General features: G+C 65.4%; 13 protein-coding genes. 6 read left to right on the top strand and 7 right to left on the bottom strand.

All coding sequences use genetic code 11. The annotated features are described in order from the left end of the window. The first annotated feature begins 44 nt into the window (after positions 1-44). Positions 45-1,436, top strand: a complete 1,392-nt coding sequence (locus AC2T3R_RS18070; protein WP_410953490.1) for an aspartate aminotransferase family protein — start codon at positions 45-47, stop codon at positions 1,434-1,436. Positions 1,437-1,578: 142 nt separating this feature from the next. Here the strand turns inward: AC2T3R_RS18070 and AC2T3R_RS18065 are convergent, their stop codons facing one another. Further along, entirely contained in the window at positions 1,579-2,700 is a 1,122-nt protein-coding gene (locus AC2T3R_RS18065; protein WP_486744058.1) for a cupin-like domain-containing protein, read from the bottom strand. Positions 2,701-2,842: 142 nt separating this feature from the next. Here AC2T3R_RS18065 and AC2T3R_RS18060 point away from each other — a divergent pair, with 142 nt between their 5' ends. Beyond that, positions 2,843-3,811: an alpha/beta hydrolase gene (locus tag AC2T3R_RS18060; protein WP_410953492.1), complete on the top strand. Its 969-nt coding sequence runs from the start codon at positions 2,843-2,845 to the stop codon at positions 3,809-3,811. Positions 3,812-3,944: 133 nt separating this feature from the next. On the opposite strand, the gene pvdN is transcribed toward AC2T3R_RS18060, so the two are convergent. After that, the gene (gene pvdN / locus AC2T3R_RS18055) at positions 3,945-5,231 is read right to left on the bottom strand and encodes a pyoverdine-tailoring periplasmic protein PvdN (protein ID WP_486744057.1); all 1,287 of its coding nucleotides are present in this window, start codon (positions 5,229-5,231) and stop codon (positions 3,945-3,947) included. A gap of 17 nt (positions 5,232-5,248) precedes the next feature. Then, the gene (gene pvdM / locus AC2T3R_RS18050; RefSeq protein ID WP_061551077.1) at positions 5,249-6,595 is read right to left on the bottom strand and encodes a pyoverdine-tailoring dipeptidase-like protein PvdM; all 1,347 of its coding nucleotides are present in this window, start codon (positions 6,593-6,595) and stop codon (positions 5,249-5,251) included. 312 nt (positions 6,596-6,907) lie between these two features. On the opposite strand from pvdM, the gene pvdP reads away from it, so the two are divergent. After that, entirely contained in the window at positions 6,908-8,518 is a 1,611-nt protein-coding gene (gene pvdP / locus AC2T3R_RS18045; protein WP_486744056.1) for a pyoverdine maturation tyrosinase PvdP, read from the top strand. Between the two features lie 120 nt (positions 8,519-8,638). On the opposite strand, the gene AC2T3R_RS18040 is transcribed toward pvdP, so the two are convergent. From AC2T3R_RS18040 to AC2T3R_RS18030, 3 genes are read right to left on the bottom strand one after another with little or no spacing between them, the layout of a single operon-like run. Then, on the bottom strand, positions 8,639-10,042 hold the full coding sequence (locus tag AC2T3R_RS18040; RefSeq protein WP_486744055.1) for an efflux transporter outer membrane subunit: 1,404 nt from the start codon (positions 10,040-10,042) through the stop codon (positions 8,639-8,641). A gap of 3 nt (positions 10,043-10,045) precedes the next feature. Then, complete coding sequence (locus AC2T3R_RS18035; protein WP_486744054.1) at positions 10,046-12,010, bottom strand: MacB family efflux pump subunit; 1,965 nt, start codon at positions 12,008-12,010, stop codon at positions 10,046-10,048. Next, a complete protein-coding gene (locus AC2T3R_RS18030; protein ID WP_486744053.1) occupies positions 12,011-13,183 on the bottom strand; it encodes an efflux RND transporter periplasmic adaptor subunit in 1,173 nt (390 codons plus the stop codon). Positions 13,184-13,660: 477 nt separating this feature from the next. Here AC2T3R_RS18030 and AC2T3R_RS18025 point away from each other — a divergent pair, with 477 nt between their 5' ends. The 3 genes from AC2T3R_RS18025 to AC2T3R_RS18015 all read left to right on the top strand — a co-directional run bounded on the left by AC2T3R_RS18025 (position 13,661) and on the right by AC2T3R_RS18015 (position 16,183). Further along, entirely contained in the window at positions 13,661-14,137 is a 477-nt protein-coding gene (locus tag AC2T3R_RS18025; RefSeq protein ID WP_486744052.1) for a sigma-70 family RNA polymerase sigma factor, read from the top strand. Positions 14,138-14,305: 168 nt separating this feature from the next. Continuing rightward, positions 14,306-14,785: a histidine kinase gene (locus tag AC2T3R_RS18020; RefSeq protein ID WP_410953499.1), complete on the top strand. Its 480-nt coding sequence runs from the start codon at positions 14,306-14,308 to the stop codon at positions 14,783-14,785. 72 nt (positions 14,786-14,857) lie between these two features. Continuing rightward, entirely contained in the window at positions 14,858-16,183 is a 1,326-nt protein-coding gene (locus AC2T3R_RS18015) for an MFS transporter (RefSeq protein ID WP_039615139.1), read from the top strand. Between the two features lie 230 nt (positions 16,184-16,413). On the opposite strand, the gene AC2T3R_RS18010 is transcribed toward AC2T3R_RS18015, so the two are convergent. Beyond that, complete coding sequence (locus tag AC2T3R_RS18010) at positions 16,414-18,096, bottom strand: electron transfer flavoprotein-ubiquinone oxidoreductase (RefSeq protein WP_486744051.1); 1,683 nt, start codon at positions 18,094-18,096, stop codon at positions 16,414-16,416. Between the last annotated feature and the right edge of the window lie 262 nt (positions 18,097-18,358).

The raw sequence follows: 18,358 nt of genomic DNA, 5'->3' as shown, positions 1-18,358 counted from the left end.
AGCGACGAACACCCGCACTTTCGCTTGCTTGCGAGGATTCACCCATGTCCACCGCTTCCTGCCTTGCCCAGGTCCCGCCGGCCAGCGCGCCGCGTGCCTTGTACGAGTTCACCGATTCACCCTTGCTGCAACGCCAGCAACAACAGGAGTCCAACGCCCGCAGCTACCCGCGGCGCATCCCCCTGGCACTCAAGCGCGCCCGTGGCATCCATGTGGAGGATGTCGAAGGCCGCCAGTTCATCGACTGCCTGGCCGGCGCCGGCACTCTGGCGCTGGGCCACAACCACCCGGTGGTGGTCGAGGCGATCCAGCGGGTACTGGCCGATGAACTGCCACTGCACACCCTGGACCTGACCACGCCGGTCAAGGACCGCTTCGTCCAGGACCTGTTCGGCGTGCTGCCCGAGGCGTTACGCCGTGAAGCCAAGGTCCAGTTCTGCGGCCCGACCGGTACCGATGCGGTGGAAGCATCGCTGAAGCTGGTGCGCACTGCCACCGGCCGCAGCACCGTGCTGGCCTTCCAGGGCGCCTACCATGGCATGAGCCAGGGGGCGCTGAGCCTGATGGGCAGCCATGGGCCGAAGCAGCCGCTGGGTGCCTTGCTCGGCAACGGTGTGCAGTTCATGCCGTACCCCTACGACTACCGTTGCCCGTTCGGCTTGGGCGGCGAAGCCGGGGTCAGGGCCAACCTGCATTACCTGGAAACCCTGCTGCTCGACCCGGAAAGCGGCGTGCCGCTGCCAGCGGCGGTGATCCTCGAGGTGGTGCAGGGCGAGGGCGGGGTGATTCCGGCCGATATCGAGTGGCTCAAGGGTGTACGCCGTATCACCGAGCAGGCCGGCGTGGCGTTGATCGTCGATGAGATCCAGAGCGGTTTCGCCCGTACCGGGCGCATGTTCGCCTTCGAGCATGCCGGCATCATCCCGGATGTGGTCACCTTGTCCAAGGCCATTGGCGGCAGCCTGCCGCTGGCGGTGGTGGTGTACCGCGACTGGCTGGACACCTGGAAGCCGGGCGCCCACGCCGGCACTTTCCGTGGTAACCAGATGGCCATGGCGGCGGGCTCGGCAGTGATCGATTACCTGGTCGAGCATCGCCTGGCAGAGCATGCCGAGGCCATGGGCCAGCGCCTGCGCCAGCACCTGCAGCAGTTGCAGCGGGACTATCCGCAGTTGGGTGATATTCGCGGGCGTGGGCTGATGCTTGGGGTGGAACTGGTGGATCCGCAAGGCCAGCGGGATGCGCTTGGGCATCCGGCGGCCAACCGTGAGTTGGCGGCGAAGGTGCAGCGCGAGTGCCTCAAGCGCGGGCTGATCCTGGAGCTCGGTGGGCGGCATGGGGCGGTGGTGCGCTTCCTGCCGCCGTTGATCATCAGTGGCGAGCAGATCGATGAGGTCGCGCAGCGCTTTGCCGAGGCGTTGATCGCGGCGGTCTGATCGATTGCCTGGGGCCGCTGCGCGGCCCTATCGCCGGCAAGCCGGCTCCCACAGGGACTGCGCCGACCGAAAGGCTTGCGCTGTACCTGTGGGAGCCGGCTTGCCGGCGATAGGGGGGCAAAGCGCCCCCTGGCAATCCCGGCTACCAGCCGCGCCCGGAATTCACCCAGAAGTTCACCGACAGCGAGGTGGTCACAGACTCCACCTGGTGGAACCACCCTTCGGGCAGGAACAACAGGTCACCGGCCTGCAGCACCACGCGCAGGAACGGCACCTCGCGCGCCGCCGGGAAGCGCTGGTAGTCCGGGGCGTCGGGGTTGAAGTCGCAGCCGTCCAGGCCGCCCTTGGGGCTGGTCGACCAGGTACCCAGGGCCGGGCGATAGTGCGGCGCGGCAAGGATGAACGACTTCTGCCCCCATACCTGTGCGAACAGGTTGTCGGTGTCGTCGCGGTGCAATGGCGTCAGTGTGCCCTTGGGGCCGATCCAGATGCGCGGCGCAATGAACTTCTCGCGGGCGAAGTACTGCGGGTAGCGAATCAGCGTCAGCAGCTTTTCCGGCACGATGTTGTTGCCCATGTAGGCCGGGGTTTCGCCGGGTTTGGCAGGGGTGTCCAGCGAGGCGATGAAGTCGGCCATGGAAGTGGAACGGAAGTCGCGGTCGGTGGAGAAGGTCTTCTTCACGTAGTCGCCGTGCCGGGTGATGCCCTGCAGTTCGGCGAAATGCTCCAGCGAAGCTTCGCGGCCCATGGTGAACAGCGGCCAGTCCTGCAGGGCATCGCTGATGACCACCGGCGTGCCGTGCGCCAGGTATTCGCCCTGGAAGCGCGCCAGCGGCATGTCGGCGCGGGCAATGCGTGCCACCTCGCGCTGCACCGGTTGCGCGGCCGACACCCGTTCGCTGAGGCGTGCCGGTGTCGGGTAGCGTTGGTTCATCGACACCTTGGTCGCCGGCGCGCCGCGCCGGGCGTTGCTGATGATCTGCGGCAGCAGGGTGGCCAAACCCATGTTGCCGCTGATCTTCAGGCGGGCGCTGGCGAACAGTTCTTCGACGTTGGCGGTGCCGCCCATGATGCCGAGGAAGTCACGCTCGGCCACCTCGATGGTGACGTCCGGGGCGCTGTGCCGGCCGGCACCGGTGCGGCTGCTGTCGCGCACCTCCGACCAGAAGGCCCGGTCCTGGCCGAAGACGAACTGGAAAACGCCTTCGATGCCCACGGCATGGGCGTTGGCGAACAGTTTGCTGAGGATGCTCTGAAGGTCCACGGTATGCCTCTGGCGGTCTTTCGTTGTGCTGGGATAACGAGTGCCTGCACCAACGATTTAGCCGTGTGGGCGGGTAATTTTTCGGTGTGCTGCTACGTCCCGTAGGGAGGCTCGAGTCACATTGTTCACCCAAGGAACCCACATGGCACTGCACCCTGATCTGGCGGCATTTCTGGAACTGGTCGAATTTGGCCGGCTGACGGGCAGGAGCCTGCCCATGCACGCGATGGACGTGGCCCAGGCCCGTGCCGAGTTCGAAGGCAGCTCGCAGGTACTCGACCCGAGCCCGCCCGGCAACGTCACGGCCAGCGAGCTGCAGATTACCGCGCGCGACGGTACCCGCCTGGCTGCTCGCCTGTACCGCCAGGGCAATGCTGGAGCTGCCTTGCAGCCAGTGATCCTGTACCTGCATGGCGGCGGCTACGTGGTCGGCAGCCTCGATTCGCATGACTCGGTGTGCCGTCGCCTGGCGGCCCTGGGCGAGTTCGCGGTGCTGGCGGCGGACTACCGGCTGGCGCCGGAGCAGCAGTTCCCGAAGGCCCTGCACGATGTACTGGACGCCGCCAACTGGCTCGCTGAGCAGGCGGCCTCGCTGGGCCTGGACAACCGCCGGGTGGTGCTGGCAGGGGACAGCGTGGGCGCCAGCCTGGCGGCGGTGCTGGCCATTACGGCAGTGGAGCAGCCCGAGGCGCTGGCGTTCAAGCCGCTGGCACAGTTGCTGTTCTACCCGGTGACCGATATCTCCTGCTGGCGTGAGTCCCATCGCGAGCATGCCGAGGGTTACCTGCTGGAGACGCCTACCCTGGAGTGGTTCTACCAGCACTATGCGCCGCAGCGCGAGCAGCGCCTTGACTGGCGGGTATCGCCGTTGCTGTCGACGCTGCGCGAGCCATTGGCGCCGGCTTGCCTGTTCGTGGCCGAGTATGACCCGTTGCATGATGAGGGCGTGGCCTATCGTGACTGGCTGGTGGCGGGTGGGACGGCGGTGACCTTTGCCCGGGTGGAGGGGTTGACCCATGACTTCTTGCGCATGTCGGGGATTGTGGGGCAGGTGGAGGGGATTTACCGGGATGTCGGGGAGTGGTTGAAGTGGGTCGGTGGCCAATCCTGACTTGAGCTCGCCGGGGGCGCGTTGCGCCCCTATCGCCGGCAAGCCAGCTCCCACCCCGACCGCACCGACTTCAAGTCATGTGCAGTACCTGTGGGAGCCGGCTTGCCGGCGATAGGGCCGGTACTGGCAACCATCAAGCGCGCAGGTAGCGCTTCAGAATATCCACCAATCGCTCGATCTCCGCCTCGGTATTCAACAGCCCAGGCGCCGTCCGCACCACCGGCCCGACATCCCGGGACACCGCATCGACCACGATGCGCTGGCTGTTGAGATACCGGGCCACCTCGTCAGCATCCTGCCCCGTGACCCGGAAGAAGGTGAACCCCGCCGAATACTGCGTGCTGCGCGGTGTCACCAGCTCGACCCCCGGCAGCGCCTCAAGCCGCTGCCTGAGATAGCCATTAAGCCCATGAATCCGCGCCTGCACCGCCGCCTTGCCCAATTGCAGGTGCAGCTCGAACGCCTTGCCCAATGCCCAGCGGTGCTCGAACGCGTGGTAACCCCCGGGCGTCATCACTGTGGCAAAATCCTCGTTCTCGGAAAACGTGGCAATGGTCGGGTTCAGCTGCTTCAGTTCGGTGGACGCCGCGCAGATGATCCCGGTACCCCGCGGCCCGAACATCCACTTGTGCGTGCCGGCGATGAAGTAGTCGCAGTTGAGATCGGCAAAACGCATGTCTTCGACGCCAAAGCCATGCACACCGTCGATCACGTAGATGATCTGGTCCTGCTCGTCACGCTGGCGATTGACCTCGCGCACCAGCGCGCCGATCTCGCCCACGGGCAGTTTCACGCCACTGCCCGAGTGCACCCAGGTCATGCCCAGTACCCGTGTTTTCGGCCCGATGGCCACCGCGATGGTGGCCAGTACCTGGTCGCTGTTGACCTTGGCGGGGTCGTCGAACAGGCGCAACCGGTGCACCGGTGTGCCATCGCGCGTGGTGCGAAAGCCCATGGTATGGCGGGCGGCCGAATGCTCGTGCACGGTGGTGAGAATTTCCTGCCCCGGGGCAATCTTCAGCCCGCCATAGATCAGCCCCAGGCCTTCGGTGGTGCTGCCGGTCAGGGCAATTTGCCGGGGCGTCACTTCGAGGTAGCGGGCTGCCCATTCACGCACGGCGGCCTCGTGCTTCCACTCCGATTGGCTGTCCCAGTCGACCATGCGGGCCGGGTGGCGGTCGAAGCGGGCGCGCAGCGCCTCGATGGCTTCGCGCACGGGCCTTGGGTGCGAGGTGATCAGGAAGTTGGCAAAGTGCGCGTACGCCGGGTCCAGCTCGAACAGGTTGCGAAACCCGGCCCAGTCGCTGGCGGTTGCAGGTTGCGCAGCCGCCGCTTGGGCGGCAGGCAGCAGTGGGCCTGTGAGGGGCAGGGCGGCCGCAAGCAGGCCGGCCTGCTTGAGAAAGGTGCGACGATCGTTCATCAAATGGCTCGCAAGGGTCAGGGGGATGAGGTGGCGACAGGTTGCGCGGCGCGCTGCACCTGCTCCCACACCCGCAGGAAGTTGCCGCCCCAGAGCTTGGCGATATCTGCTTCGGAGTAGCCGCGGCTGATCAGTTCGGCGGTGACGTTGCGTGCTTCACTGGCGTTTTGCCAACCGTCGATGCCACCGCCTTCGTTGAAGTCCGAGCTCAGGCCGACATGATCGATGCCGATCTTGCGCACGGTGTAGTCGATGGCGTCGCCATAGTCCTTGAGCGTGGCTGGCGGTTCTTCCTCGAGAATGCCGTACAGCGCGTTGGCATATTGGCCGACCTTCTGCTCGGGCCAGCCGGCAATCACCGGGTCACCTGGCATCAGTGCGTAGTCGAGGTTGACCAGTGGCGGCAGGTCGTAGCGGGCGCGCAGGGCGTTGAGTTTGTCCTGGGTCTTGCTGCTCAAGGGCTTGAGGTAGGTGGAGAAGGCCACCAGCTGGACCACGCCGCCGCTGTCCTTGATCAGCTGCAGCTCCTTGTCGGAGAGGTTGCGCCTGATGTCGACCATCGCCCGTGGCACCGAGTGCGAGGCCACCACCGGCGCGCGGCTGAGGGCAACGGCCTGGGCCAGCGCCTTGCTGGACATTTGCGACACATCGATGATCACGCCCAGGTCGTTCAGCCGCTGCACGGCGCGCTTGCCGAGCGGCGACAGGCCGTCCAGGGCATCGGCGGTGTCATTGAAGAACGGCAGCGGACGCGAGGAGTCGGCCCAGCTGTTGTTGCCCACATAGCTGAAGCCGAACATGCGCACGCCGCGCGCGGCCCAGCGGTCGAGCTGGTCGATGTCATCGCCCAGCGCATAGGCGTTGAGCATGCTGAGGAACACCGCGAACTTGCCTTCGCCGTGCAGGCGCCGCATGTCTTGCGGGGTATAGGCAATACCCACCTGCTGCGGGAAGTCGCGGACCATGGCGGTGATGGCGTTGTAGCGCACCTCCTGGGTGTGGCGGGCGGCTTCGACGAAGCCTGGGGTCGGGCGGTGCGGGCCGCCATCTCCGGTCCAGGACTCTGGCCAGGCGAAGATGGTCAGGGCCGCGCCGGACAAACGCCCGCGTGCGGCCTTGGCCAGGTCGAAGCGGCCATCGCCATCCTTGTCGGCCTCACTGCCTTCGGTGCCGAAGGTCAGCGGCAGGGTGACATGGCTGTCGAACGAGATGATGCGTTCCTGCAGGTCGTTGGCCTGGCGGGTCACCTCCCTGGAATAGCCGGCGGGTGTCGCGAAGTAGTGCCAGGCGGCAAACCCGGCGCCAGCGGCAGCCGCCGCGGCCAGGCTGATAAACAGGGCTTTCTTCCAGCGTGGAGTCGTCATCTTGGTCTCAGTAGGTTCACCGTCGAGGGATGGGCACAGAGGCCGCCGCTACCTGCAGTGAACGAGCTCGCAGCCGAGAAATTTAGCGCCTGTCGGGGGCCACCATGCGGCCCAATCGCCGGCAAGCCAGCTCCCACCTCGAGCGCATTGGCCTTAAGCCATGTGCAATCCCTGTGGGAGCTGGCTTGCCGGCGATTGGGCTGCGCAGCAGCCCCGAATGCAGCCGGAGCGCCGCTAAATTTCGCCTGCCGCGCAACGTTCTAGCCTTGGACGGGCCGTGCTCCATGGCCGCAATGAATGCACAGGTATGCAATGACGATTTCCCGACGCGGTTTCATCGCCGGTGTGGCACTGACGGGTGTGGTGGTGCCCGGTGCGCTGGGGGCGCTGTATGTGCAGCGCCAGCGTGCCGCCGAGGAATTCCCGGAAACCCCTGGCGAGGCCGTCGTCGAGTTGGCCGATACCCGCCTGCAGCAGTTGGGCGATACCCTGCGCGGCATCTGGCGCTGGACGCTGCTGGGCAAGGATGCGGGGCTGGACGGCCTACCCACGAGTGAACTGGAGCTGTTCCTGGATGTGGCAACCAGCGGACGCGCCCTGCGCGGCTACCTGGATACTCCCGAGCGCCTGCGTGGGCAGGATGAGCCGCGCTACCGCGTGATAGGCGACCTGCTGGCGGACAAACCGGGCACCCTGCGCTGGCGCCTGTTTTCGGCCCAGGCCCGCTATGAATGCCATATCGTGCTCGACGAGGTCTGGGGCCGGTTCGGCAACGCCGGGCCGGCCACCCTCAACGGGCGCATTGCACGCCTGGACCGCGCGCTGACTTTGCCTGTGGAGGACAACCAGTTCCTGGCCTTGAAGCGCACCTTCCCCGAGGCGCGCGAGCGTACCCCGCTGAACCCGCAGTTGTTGGCCTGGCTGACCACCCCGGAGCATCGCCTGTTCCACCAGCTGTGGCACTCGTCGCGGGACAAATGGCACAAGCTGGGCAAGGACAAGCAGGGCGCCCTGCGTGGCCTGGGCTGGCAGCCCGGACCACGTGATCGTGAGCGTGACGCGCGGGGCCGGCACAAGGACCGCAACGGCTCGGGAGAAGACTTTTTATTCATGCACCGGCACATGCTTGGCAGGGCCCGTGCCTTGCAGGACTTGCCGTCATGGACGCGCTTCCCGTTGCCGCAGCCGGAACTGGAGCGCGACCGGGCCGGATTCGCCCGCTACTTCGACAACCATGACGGCAATGCCCTGCCGCCCACCTGGCTGGCCAGCGGTGATGCGGAATACACCCAGTGGGTGCGCGACATCAAGACGCCGGGTACCTTCCATGGCAACTTCCAGGTCTGGGAGTCACGCTACACCGACCCGGAGTACCTGAGCACCTTGACCCTGGGCCAGTTCGGTTCGGAAGTGGAGCTGGGCCTGCACGACTGGCTGCACATGCGCTGGGCATCGGTGCCGCGCGACCCCTCCAACGGCATGCCGGTGCCGACGGCGCGCACGCCGGATGATTTTGCCGAACGCTGGTTCGCCGAACAGAACGATTTTCTCGGTGACCCGTTTTCATCCCATGTGAACCCGGTGTTCTGGCACTTTCATGGCTGGATCGACGACCGCATCGAGGACTGGTTCCACGCCCATGAGCGGCTGCACCCGGGCGAGGTACGGCGCCTGGAAGTCAATGGTGTGCCATGGTTTGCGCCAGGGCGCTGGGTGGAGGTGGCCGACCCGTGGCTGGGGCCGGATACCCATGGCTGCTCGACGGTGCCGGGTTTGCGGCCCGGGCGCAGTGTAGAGATGGACCCGGAGACCATGAAGCTGGCGTTGCGCATCATCTACAGCGATGACGACCTGCTCGACAAGCTGCGGCCCAAGGTACCGCAGCGGCCGTGGTATGCGCGCAACCTGAAGGTGCGGAATTAGTCGCTGCCTGTACCGGCCCTATCGCCGGCAAGCCGGTTCCCACAGGTACAGCGCATGTCTTGACCCCGGCGCAGATCCTGTGGGAGCTGGCTTGCTGGCGATAGGCCGGTACAGGTGACCCTACTGGCTGACCACCCAGCCACCCCCCAATGCCTTGTACAACGCCACGCTACCCTGCAACCGGGCCAGGCGCAGTTGGGCCTGCTGGTCCTGCGCCACATACAAGGTGCGCTGGGTCTCCAGCACGCTCAACAGCGTCTCCGCTCCCGCGCCATAACGCTGCTGCGCCAGGTCGAATGCCAGCCGCGCCTGCGCCACTTCTTCATCCTGCCACTGCCGCTGGCGGTCCACGCCCTGGATCGCATTGAGCGCCTTTTCGACATCGGCAAAACCGGCCAGGATGCTGCTGCGGTAGGTCTCCAGCAACTCTGCCTGTTCAGCCTCCGCCAGTTCACGGGCGGCGCGCAGGCGGCCGTTGTTGAAGACCGGCGCGACCAGGCCGCTGGTGAGGGTGTAGTAGGAGCTGTCGAACAAATGGGCAAAGGTATTGGCGCCAGCCCCCAGGTTGGCCCCGAGGGTGAGCTTGGGCAGCATGGCGGCGCGGGCGACCTGCACATTGGCGCTGGCGGCGGCGAGCCGAGCTTCTGCTGCGGCAATGTCCGGGCGGCGGGTGAGCAGCTCGCTGGGCACGCCGCTGCCAATGGCGGGCCATTGCAGGGTGTTGATCGCGTCCTGGCTGGTGGGCAGCGACTGCACCGGGTCGCCGAGCAGGGTTGCCAGGGTGACCCGGCTGTCTTGCCACTTCTGTTCCAGTAACGGCAACTGACGTTGCTGCGCGGCCACCAGACTGCGCTGCTGGGCCAGTTCCAGGCGCGTGGCGGAACCGCTGCGCTGGCGTGCCTCGACCAGGCCCAGCACGTCCTTGGCATTGCGCAGGTTGAGGCGGGCAATGCGCAACTGTTCCTGCAAAGCCAGGCCCTGCAGGTAACTGTCGGCCACCGCGCTGACCAGGGTCAGCTCCACGGTCTGGCGGTCGAAGCGGCTGGCATCCAGGCTGCGCAGGGCGCTGTCACGGGTCGCTCGCAGGCCACCCCAGAAGTCGATTTCGTAGCTGGCGCTGAGCTGCATGTCGAACGAGGTGCTGGTGGGTTCGCTGCGGCTGACATCCAGCTGGTCGTAGCCGTCACCGTGCAGCAGGCGTTGGCGGCTACCATCCAGGCCCAGCTTCAGCTCCGGTAGCAGCGGCGCGCCGGCGATGACTGCGCGGGCCTGGGCCTGGCGTACCCGTGCCGTGGCAGCAGCCAGGTCGTGGGCATTGTGCAGGGCGTGCTGCACCAGGCGGTCGAGTTCGCGGCTGGCGAAGGCTTGCCACCACTGCGTCGTTGGCAGTTGGGCCGAGGGTGATGCGGCCTCGCCTTGCCAGGCAGATGGCGCGGCAATACCGCTGGCGGGTGTTTGCGGCGTGCTGCAGGCGGCGAGGCATACGCACAGGGGCAACAGGCTGATGCGGCTAGGCAGAGTCATGGGTTATTCGCTGGTAAGGGCTTTGACCGGGTCGAGGCGAGCGGCCTTGCGCGCTGGCATGAAGCCGAACACGATGCCGGTGACGACAGCACAGGCGAAGGCGCCGAGCATGGCAGGCAGGGCAAAGGCCACCGCCACTTCGGCCAGCATCAGGCCGCCACCGATGGCCAGGGCCAGGACGATGCCGGCCAGGCCGCCGACCATCGACAGCATCACCGCCTCGCTGAGGAATTGCCGCAGGATGTCGCGCTGGCGCGCGCCGGTGGCCATGCGGATACCGATTTCACGGGTGCGCTCGCGCACGGTCATCAACATGATGTTCATCACGCCGATGCCACCCACCAGCAGCGAGATCGCGGCGATCGCCCCCAGCATCAGCGACAGGCTGTTCTGCGTGCGCGCCTCGGCCTGGATCAGCGCCGCGTCATTGGTCAGCTCGAAGTCCTGGCGGCCGTTGTGGCGCTGGCGCAGCAGCTTGTCGATGGCCGCTTCGGCTTCGTTGACACGCGTGGAGTCCAGGGCGGCAACGGCGATGTAGTCCGGGTCACGCTGGCCGAACAGGCGGATGGCTGCGGCGGAGTAGGGCACCACGATGCGCCCGTCGCTGTCCTGGTCGCCAGAGCTGGCGCCCTTGCCGGCCAGGATACCGACCACCTGGAACGGCACATTGCCGATCAACAGGTACTGCCCCAGCGGGTCGCGCCCAGGGTCGAGCATCTTTTCCCGCACTTTCTGGCCGATCACCGCCACCGCGGCAGCGTTGGCTTCATCGGCATCGCTGTAGAAGCTGCCTTGCACCGCCGGCCAGTTGAAAATTTCGGGGAACCCGGTGTTGTTGCCACCCACATAGAACCGCTGGCTGTTGTTGCCGTGGCGCACCATCATCTTTTCGCCGATCACCGGCATCACGTGCTTGACCTGCGGCAGTTGGCCGATGGCAGCGACATCGTCGAGGGTGATGGTGCCGGCCTGCTCGCCCAGGCTCGCCGGCTTGCCGTTCAGGTAGAGGATGTTCGAGCCGAAGGCTGCCATCTGCGCCATGACCTGGCGCTTGCTGCCTTCGCCCACTGCCAGCATCACCACCACCGAGGCCACGCCGATGACGATCCCCAGCAGGGTCAGGGCGGTGCGGAAGCGGTTGACCCACATCACCCGCCAGGCCGCCTGCAGGGCTTCGAACAATTCACCTTTCCATGCCCCGTGCAAGGTTGCGCCATGGTCCAGGCGCTGGCGCAGCTGGTCGGCCTGTAGCCCGCGACTGTTTTCGACCATGGGCTTTTCGGCGGCCGAATCGCTGATGATCAGGCCGTCGCGAATTTCGATCACGCGCTGCGCCCGCGCCGCCACGTTGCGGTCATGGGTGATCAGGATGATCACGTGGCCCTGGCTGGCCAGCTCGTCGAGCAACGCCATCACTTCGGTGCCGCTGTGGCTGTCGAGGGCGCCGGTGGGTTCGTCGGCGAGGATGATATGGCCGCCATTCATCAACGCCCGAGCAATCGACACCCGTTGTTGCTGGCCGCCAGACAACTGGTGCGGGCGGTTGCCAGTGCGGTTGGCCAGGCCCAGGCGGCCGAGCAGGGCGCTGGCACGAGCGTGGCGTTCGTTGGCCGCGATGCCGGCATAGATGGCCGGCATTTCGACGTTTTCCTGGGCCGAGCCCGAGGGGATCAGGTGGTAGCCCTGGAACACGAAGCCGAATGCCTCGCGGCGCAGCCAGGCCAGTTCGTCGCTGCCCAGTTCGGCCACATCCTTGCCGGCGAAGCGGTAGCTGCCAGAAGTGGGGCGGTCGAGGCAGCCGAGGATATTCATCAAGGTCGATTTGCCGGAGCCAGAGGCGCCGACGATGGCGACGAACTCGCCGGGATGGATGCGCAAGCTGATGCCATGAAGGATATCGACCTTGGGCGTTTCGATGCCGCCGTAGGATTTACGGATGTCGACCAGCTCGATCAGGGGTGTGCTCATTCAACCTCCGCTGACGCCAGGGGCGCCTATCACCAGGCGTTCGCCTTCGTTCAGGCCGTCCAGCACCTGCACGCGCAGGCGGTCGCTGAGGCCGGTGCGTATCTGGCGCTGTTCCACCTTGCCGTCGCGGGTCAGCACATGCGCCAGGCGCAGGCCATCGCCGTCGTCCAGCGCGGCCAGTGGTACGGTCAGCACCTGGCTGGCTTTGCCGGCGACAAAGAACACCTGCGTGGTCATCTCGGCCATCAGGGCGCCGTCCGGGTTGTCGACATCCAGCAGCACGCTGTACTGCACCACCTGGCTGCCGGCACTGCCATTGCTGACGCTGGCCGGGCTGCCGCCGCCCTGGCTGGCCTGCTCCAGTGGCTTGGGAGGGATCGGCAGCACTTGCCGCACGGTGCTCGTCCAGCGGCGCTTGCCGCCGGCCAGGGTGGTGAAGTAGGCGGTCATGCCCGAGGTGACCTTGCCGATGTCGGCCTCCGACACCTGGGCCCACACGGTCATCGGCGAGAGCTTGGCGATGCGCAGGATCAACGGGGTTTGTTGTTGGGCATTGAGGGTTTGCCCCTCACGGGCATCCACCGCCACTACCGTGCCGTCCATCGGCGCGTAGATGCGCGTGTAGCCCAGCTCGGCCTCGTCGCTGCGCAGGCTGGCCTGGGCCTGGCGGATCTGCGCTTGGAACATGTCGATGCGCGCCTGGGTGACCTTCAGCTGTGCGGCGGCCGTTTGCACGTCCTCGTCACGGGTGGCGCCAGCGGCGGCCAGCTCCCGTTGGCGTTTGAGCTGCTGCCGGGCCAGTTGGAACTGAGCGCGTTGTTCGGCCAGCTGGGCCTTGAGGTTGTCGATCGAGAAACGGCCGGCATCCAGCCGGGCCTGCTGGGTCGAAGGGTCGATCTCGACCAGCAGCTGGCCTTTGCGCACCGTGTCGCCGACCTCCACATGCAGGGTGTGGATCTGCCCCGATGCCTGGGCACCGACGTCCACGTAGCGCCTTGGTTGCAGGGTGCCCAGTGCGGTAACGCTGCTTTCGATGTCGGCGCGGGTCACGGCAACCGTGCTGAGCGGCTGTGCGCCGTAGGGCAGGGCCTTCCAGGCCAGCAGGCTGCTCAGGCCGAGCAGGCCCAGGCCGCTGAGCAGGAGCCGGCGACGGGTGTTGGTTAAAGGTCTCATGCAGACATCCAGCCGAGTGGGTGCCAGATAGACGAAAGCGGCAGGAGGGGATTTAGCGAATATTGGGCAGGGGCTGACAGGTGCATGGCGACAGGGTTGTGGCGCCTGTGAAATCGAGCGCCGCCCGCGCGGCGCATCGCCGGCAAGCCAGCTCCCACATTTGTTTCGGGCCAGTCTTTCCTGAGCCCCCGGCGCGCGCCCCTCTTGGCGTACACCTCGATATCGTGTCGAGCCAACAAGGCGGTCGCGCGCATTGGTGCAGGCAATACTGGCCCGAAACAGATGTGGGAGCTGGCTTGCCGGCGATGCGCCGCGCGGGCGGCGCTCGATTTCACAGGCGCGAAACCTCCCAAGACATACCCATGTTGCTGAGAATAATTATAATTTGTAAGATCGCACGTTGACATCACTCGGTCCCGCGTTGCTGCCTGAAAGGGCTTTCTGGCATAGGCTGGCAGGACGATCTCAGGTAACGTCGTGGAACATTACTATCGCGAACTGGTGGGCTTCCTTTCCGCGCGCCTGGGCAATCGTCAGGCCGCCGAAGACGTGGCGCACGATGCCTACCTGCGGGTGCTGGAACGCACCGACGCCGAGCGCATCGAGCACCCGCGTGCCTTCCTTTACCGCACCGCGCTCAACCTGGTGGTCGACCGCCACCGGCGGCATCAGGTACGCCAGGCCGAGCCACTGGAGGTGCTGGACAACGACGAGCGCTGGCACGCCCCGGCGCCGACCCATGACATGCAGCTCGACCAGCGCCTGGCGCTGATGCAGCGTGCCCTGGATGAGCTGAGCAAGGTCTGCCGCGACTGCTTCCTGCTGCGCAAGCTCGAAGGCTTGTCACACCAGCAGATTGCCGAGCACCTGGGTATTTCCCGCAGCCTGGTGGAAAAGCACATCGTCAACGCCATGAAGCACTGTCGTGTGCGCATGCGCGAGTGGGAATCGTGATCGCCGGGTTGAAGGCAGATGAAAATTCCGTCAGTCGATCACTTGATTTCCACGGTTTTCCCGACTTCTATCAAAGAAGACCCCTGCCAGGCGTAGCCTAGGCAGCAGCCGTTACTGGCGCAGTATGGTCATGGAGCCTAACCATTACCCAACTGCCCAGGTCCCACCATGGCCAACAAGACCCTGCGCATCCTCATCGCCGATGCACACCCCTGCCAGCGCCTGCAACTGGAGCGGCTGCTCAACGGCCTGGGCTACTACCGGATAGCGCCAGTGGAAAGCTTCGAGGAGCTGCAGCGCCTGGTGCTGAGTGCCTTGCAGCCTTTCCACCTGCTATTGGGCAATATCGAGCTGGCCAGTCATGTCGGGGTCGATCTGGCGCGCTTCTGTCGCGTCAGCACGCAGATCCAGCATGCCCTGCTTTATCACTCCAACCAGTTGCAAGTGCCGTTGGTGCCGCAGGCCGAGCGCCAGGCCGTCAGCATGAGCTTGCCCCAGGTGCCCGACAACGAGGCACTGGAGGCATTCATGGCGATCATCGATTCGCCGCTGCAGGTCGGCAGGCTACCGCTGCCGGGCGCCATGCCGGCTGCCACGGCGCGGCCACGGCCGAAGGCCAATTTCGTCAATACCATGTTCAACCGCTAAAGCCGCAGCGGGCGGGGCAAGGGGGCAGCTATTTGCTATCCTCTTGCCCTTTGCCGATTTGCGGACCCTGCCATGACTGCCATCGATACCGCTCGCCCGCCACGGTTCAGCCGCGGCGACCACCGGACCCTGGGCCTGGCGGCGTTGGGCGGCGCGCTGGAGATCTACGATTTCATCATCTTCGTATTCTTTGCGCTGACCCTAAGCCAGTTGTTCTTCCCGCCCGAGATGCCCGAGTGGCTGCGCCTGCTGCAAAGCTTCGGAATCTTTGTCACCGGCTACCTGGCGCGGCCGCTGGGCGGCATCCTTATGGCGCACTTCGCCGACCACCTGGGACGCAAGCGGGTCTTCAGCCTGAGCATCCTGATGATGGCCCTGCCGTGCCTGTTGATCGGGGTGATGCCGACCTACGCCGACATCGGCTACGCTGCACCGCTGATCCTGCTGGCACTGCGTATCTTGCAGGGCGCGGCGGTGGGCGGCGAGGTGCCGAGTGCCTGGACCTTCGTCGCCGAGCACGCGCCAGCCGGGCGGCGCGGTTATGCCCTGGGCTTCCTGCAGGCCGGCTTGACCTTTGGCTATCTGCTGGGGGCATTGACCGCGACCTTGCTGGCGCAAGTGTTCACCCCGCAAGAAATCCTCGACTATGCCTGGCGCTACCCGTTCCTGCTCGGCGGGGTATTCGGCGTGATCGGCGTGTGGTTGCGTCGTTGGCTCAGCGAAACACCGGTGTTCCTCGCCCTGCGTGCGCGCCAGGAGCAGCCGGTGAGCTTCCCGCTGCGGCGGGTGCTGGGCGAACACCGCCGGGCATTGATCCCGGCGGCGCTGCTGACCTGCGTGCTGACTTCCGCCGTGGTGGTGCTGGTGGTGATTACTCCGACAGTGATGCAGCAGCGCTTCGGCATGAGTGCCGGGCACACCTTTGCCCTTAGCAGCGTGGGCATCGTCTTCCTCAACATCGGCTGCGTGCTGGCCGGGCTGCTGGTCGACCGTGCAGGCGCCTGGCGCGCACTGATGTTCTACAGCCTGTTGCTGCCGGTGGGCATCGGCGCGTTGTATGCCAGTCTGGTGGGACAGTGGGGCGTGACCTGGCTGGCCTATGCGCTGGCGGGCCTGTCCTGCGGCGTGGTGGGCGTGGTGCCGTCAGTGATGGTCGGGTTGTTCCCGGCCGAGATCCGCGTGTCGGGCATCTCCTTCACCTATAACGTGGCCTACGCGCTTTGGGCCAGCACCACGCCGCTGGCGCTGATTGCGCTGATGCCGTGGAGTCCGTGGGTGTGTGTCGGCTTTTGTCTTGTCATGGGCACGGTGGGGTTGCTGACGGCCTTGTATTTCGGGCGTCGGGAGCCATTGGCGTTTGCCGCGGAGCCGATGCCGGTAATGTGTGGTGAAAAATAGTTTTCTGTTGTCTGTTCTGGCCTCATCGCCGGCAAGCCAGCTCCCACAGGGGATCGCGCCAACTTTTAGAATTTGAGCAAGACAGTTGCTCCCACAGGGATAGCGCATGGCTCGAGGTCGATGCGGTCGAGGTGGGAGCTGGCTTGCCGGCGATGAGGTCGGTACAGGTAAAACAAAAAGCCCCCGGCTCGTGAGAACCGGGGGCTTTTCGTTAGCGCAGGGCAGGGGCCTTACATGTTCGGGTAGTTCGGCCCGCCAGCGCCTTCAGGGGTGATCCAGGTGATGTTCTGGGCCGGGTCCTTGATGTCGCAGGTCTTGCAGTGCACGCAGTTCTGCGCGTTGATCTGGAAGCGCTTGCTGCCGTCTTCCTGAGTGACCACTTCGTACACGCCTGCGGGGCAGTAGCGCTGGGCCGGCTCGTCGTACAGCGGCAGGTTGCTGGCGATCGGCACGTTCGGGTCGGTCAGCTTCAGGTGGCAGGGCTGTTCCTCTTCGTGGTTGGTGCTGGAGAGGAATACCGAGCTGAGCTTGTCGAAGCTGAGCTTGCCGTCCGGTTTCGGGTAATCGATCTTCTGCGACTCGGCCGCCAGCTTCAGGCAGGCGTAGTCCGGCTTGGTGTCGTGCAGGGTGAACGGCAGCTTGCCGCCGAACCAGTTCTGGTCCACATAGTTGAATGCCGCGCCCAGCAGCGGGCCGAACTTGTGCATGGCCGGGCCGAAGTTGCGGCTGGCGAACAGTTCTTCGTAAAGCCAGCTGGCCTTGAAGGCGCTGACGTAACCGTTGAGCTGGTCACCGCCTTCGCTGCCGGCGATCAGTGCATCAGCCACCGCTTCGGCGGCGAGCATGCCGGACTTCATTGCGGTGTGGCTGCCCTTGATCTTGGCGAAGTTCAGGGTGCCCAGGTCGCAGCCGATCAGCGCGCCGCCGTTGAAGACCATTTTCGGCAGCGAGTTGAAGCCGCCCTTGCAGATGGCACGGGCACCGTAGCTGATGCGCTTGCCGCCTTCGAGGTATTGCGCCATCACCGGGTGGTGCTTGAGACGCTGGAACTCGTCGAACGGCGACAGGTACGGGTTGGCGTAGGACAGGTCGACGATCAGGCCGACCACCACCTGGTTGTTTTCCAGGTGATAGAGGAACGAACCACCAGTGTTGTCCTTGGCCATGACGTCCAGCGGCCAGCCAGCGGTGTGCACCACCAGGCCCTGCTCGTGCTTGGCCGGGTCGATTTCCCAGATTTCCTTCAGGCCGATGCCGTAGTGCTGGACGTCGGCTTCGCTATCCAGGTTGAAGCGCTTGATCAGCTGCTTGCCGATGTGGCCACGGCAACCTTCGGCGAACAGGGTGTACTTGCCACGCAGCTCCATGCCAGGGGTGTACATGCCGTCTTTCGGGTTGCCTTCACGGTCCACACCCATGTCGCCGGTGACAATGCCGCGCACCACTCCGTTTTCATCGAACAGCGCTTCCTGGGCGGCGAAGCCCGGGTAGACTTCCACGCCCAGGTTCTCGGCCTGCTGGGCCAGCCAGCGGCACAGGTTGCCCAGGGAGATGATGTAGTTACCCTGGTTGTGCATGGTCTTGGGCACGAACAGGTCAGGCACCTTGGTCGAACTGCCTGCATCCTTGAGCACGTAGATGTCGTCACGCTTCACTTCGGTGTTCAGCGGCGCGCCGAGCTCTTTCCAGTCGGGGAACAGCTCGTTCAGGGCACGGGGTTCGAACACCGCGCCGGAGAGGATGTGGGCGCCGACTTCAGAGCCTTTTTCCACCACGCAGACGCTGATTTCGCTACCGGCTTCGGCGGCCTTCTGCTTCAGGCGGCAGGCGGCGGACAGGCCCGCCGGGCCGGCGCCGACGATGACCACGTCGAATTCCATGTATTCGCGTTCCACTGGTTCTCTCCTACTCATCAAGGCTCGTGCTGTTGCTTTGTCTTATGGGTGCGCGGGGCATTCGCAGCGGTTCTACGCAACGGCGGAACTGTAGCTGGGCAAATGACGGACTACACCGTTTTGTCTTGGCCGCGCATTATATCTACACCACTTGGCGGGTCCAATACAAACGTTTGTTTGAATTTGCCGCAGGCCAGTAAAATCACAGGAACGCGGCTGGAGGGTGACCGATTTGCCGTATTGACCGGATTGGGTGTTACGGTCAAGATACGAGCGGTTT

This window comes from Pseudomonas sp. PVC-5-1, from assembly GCF_057444345.1.
The sequence above is the reverse complement of the archived record's forward strand: the minus strand, read 5'-3'. Positions and strand labels throughout refer to the sequence as shown.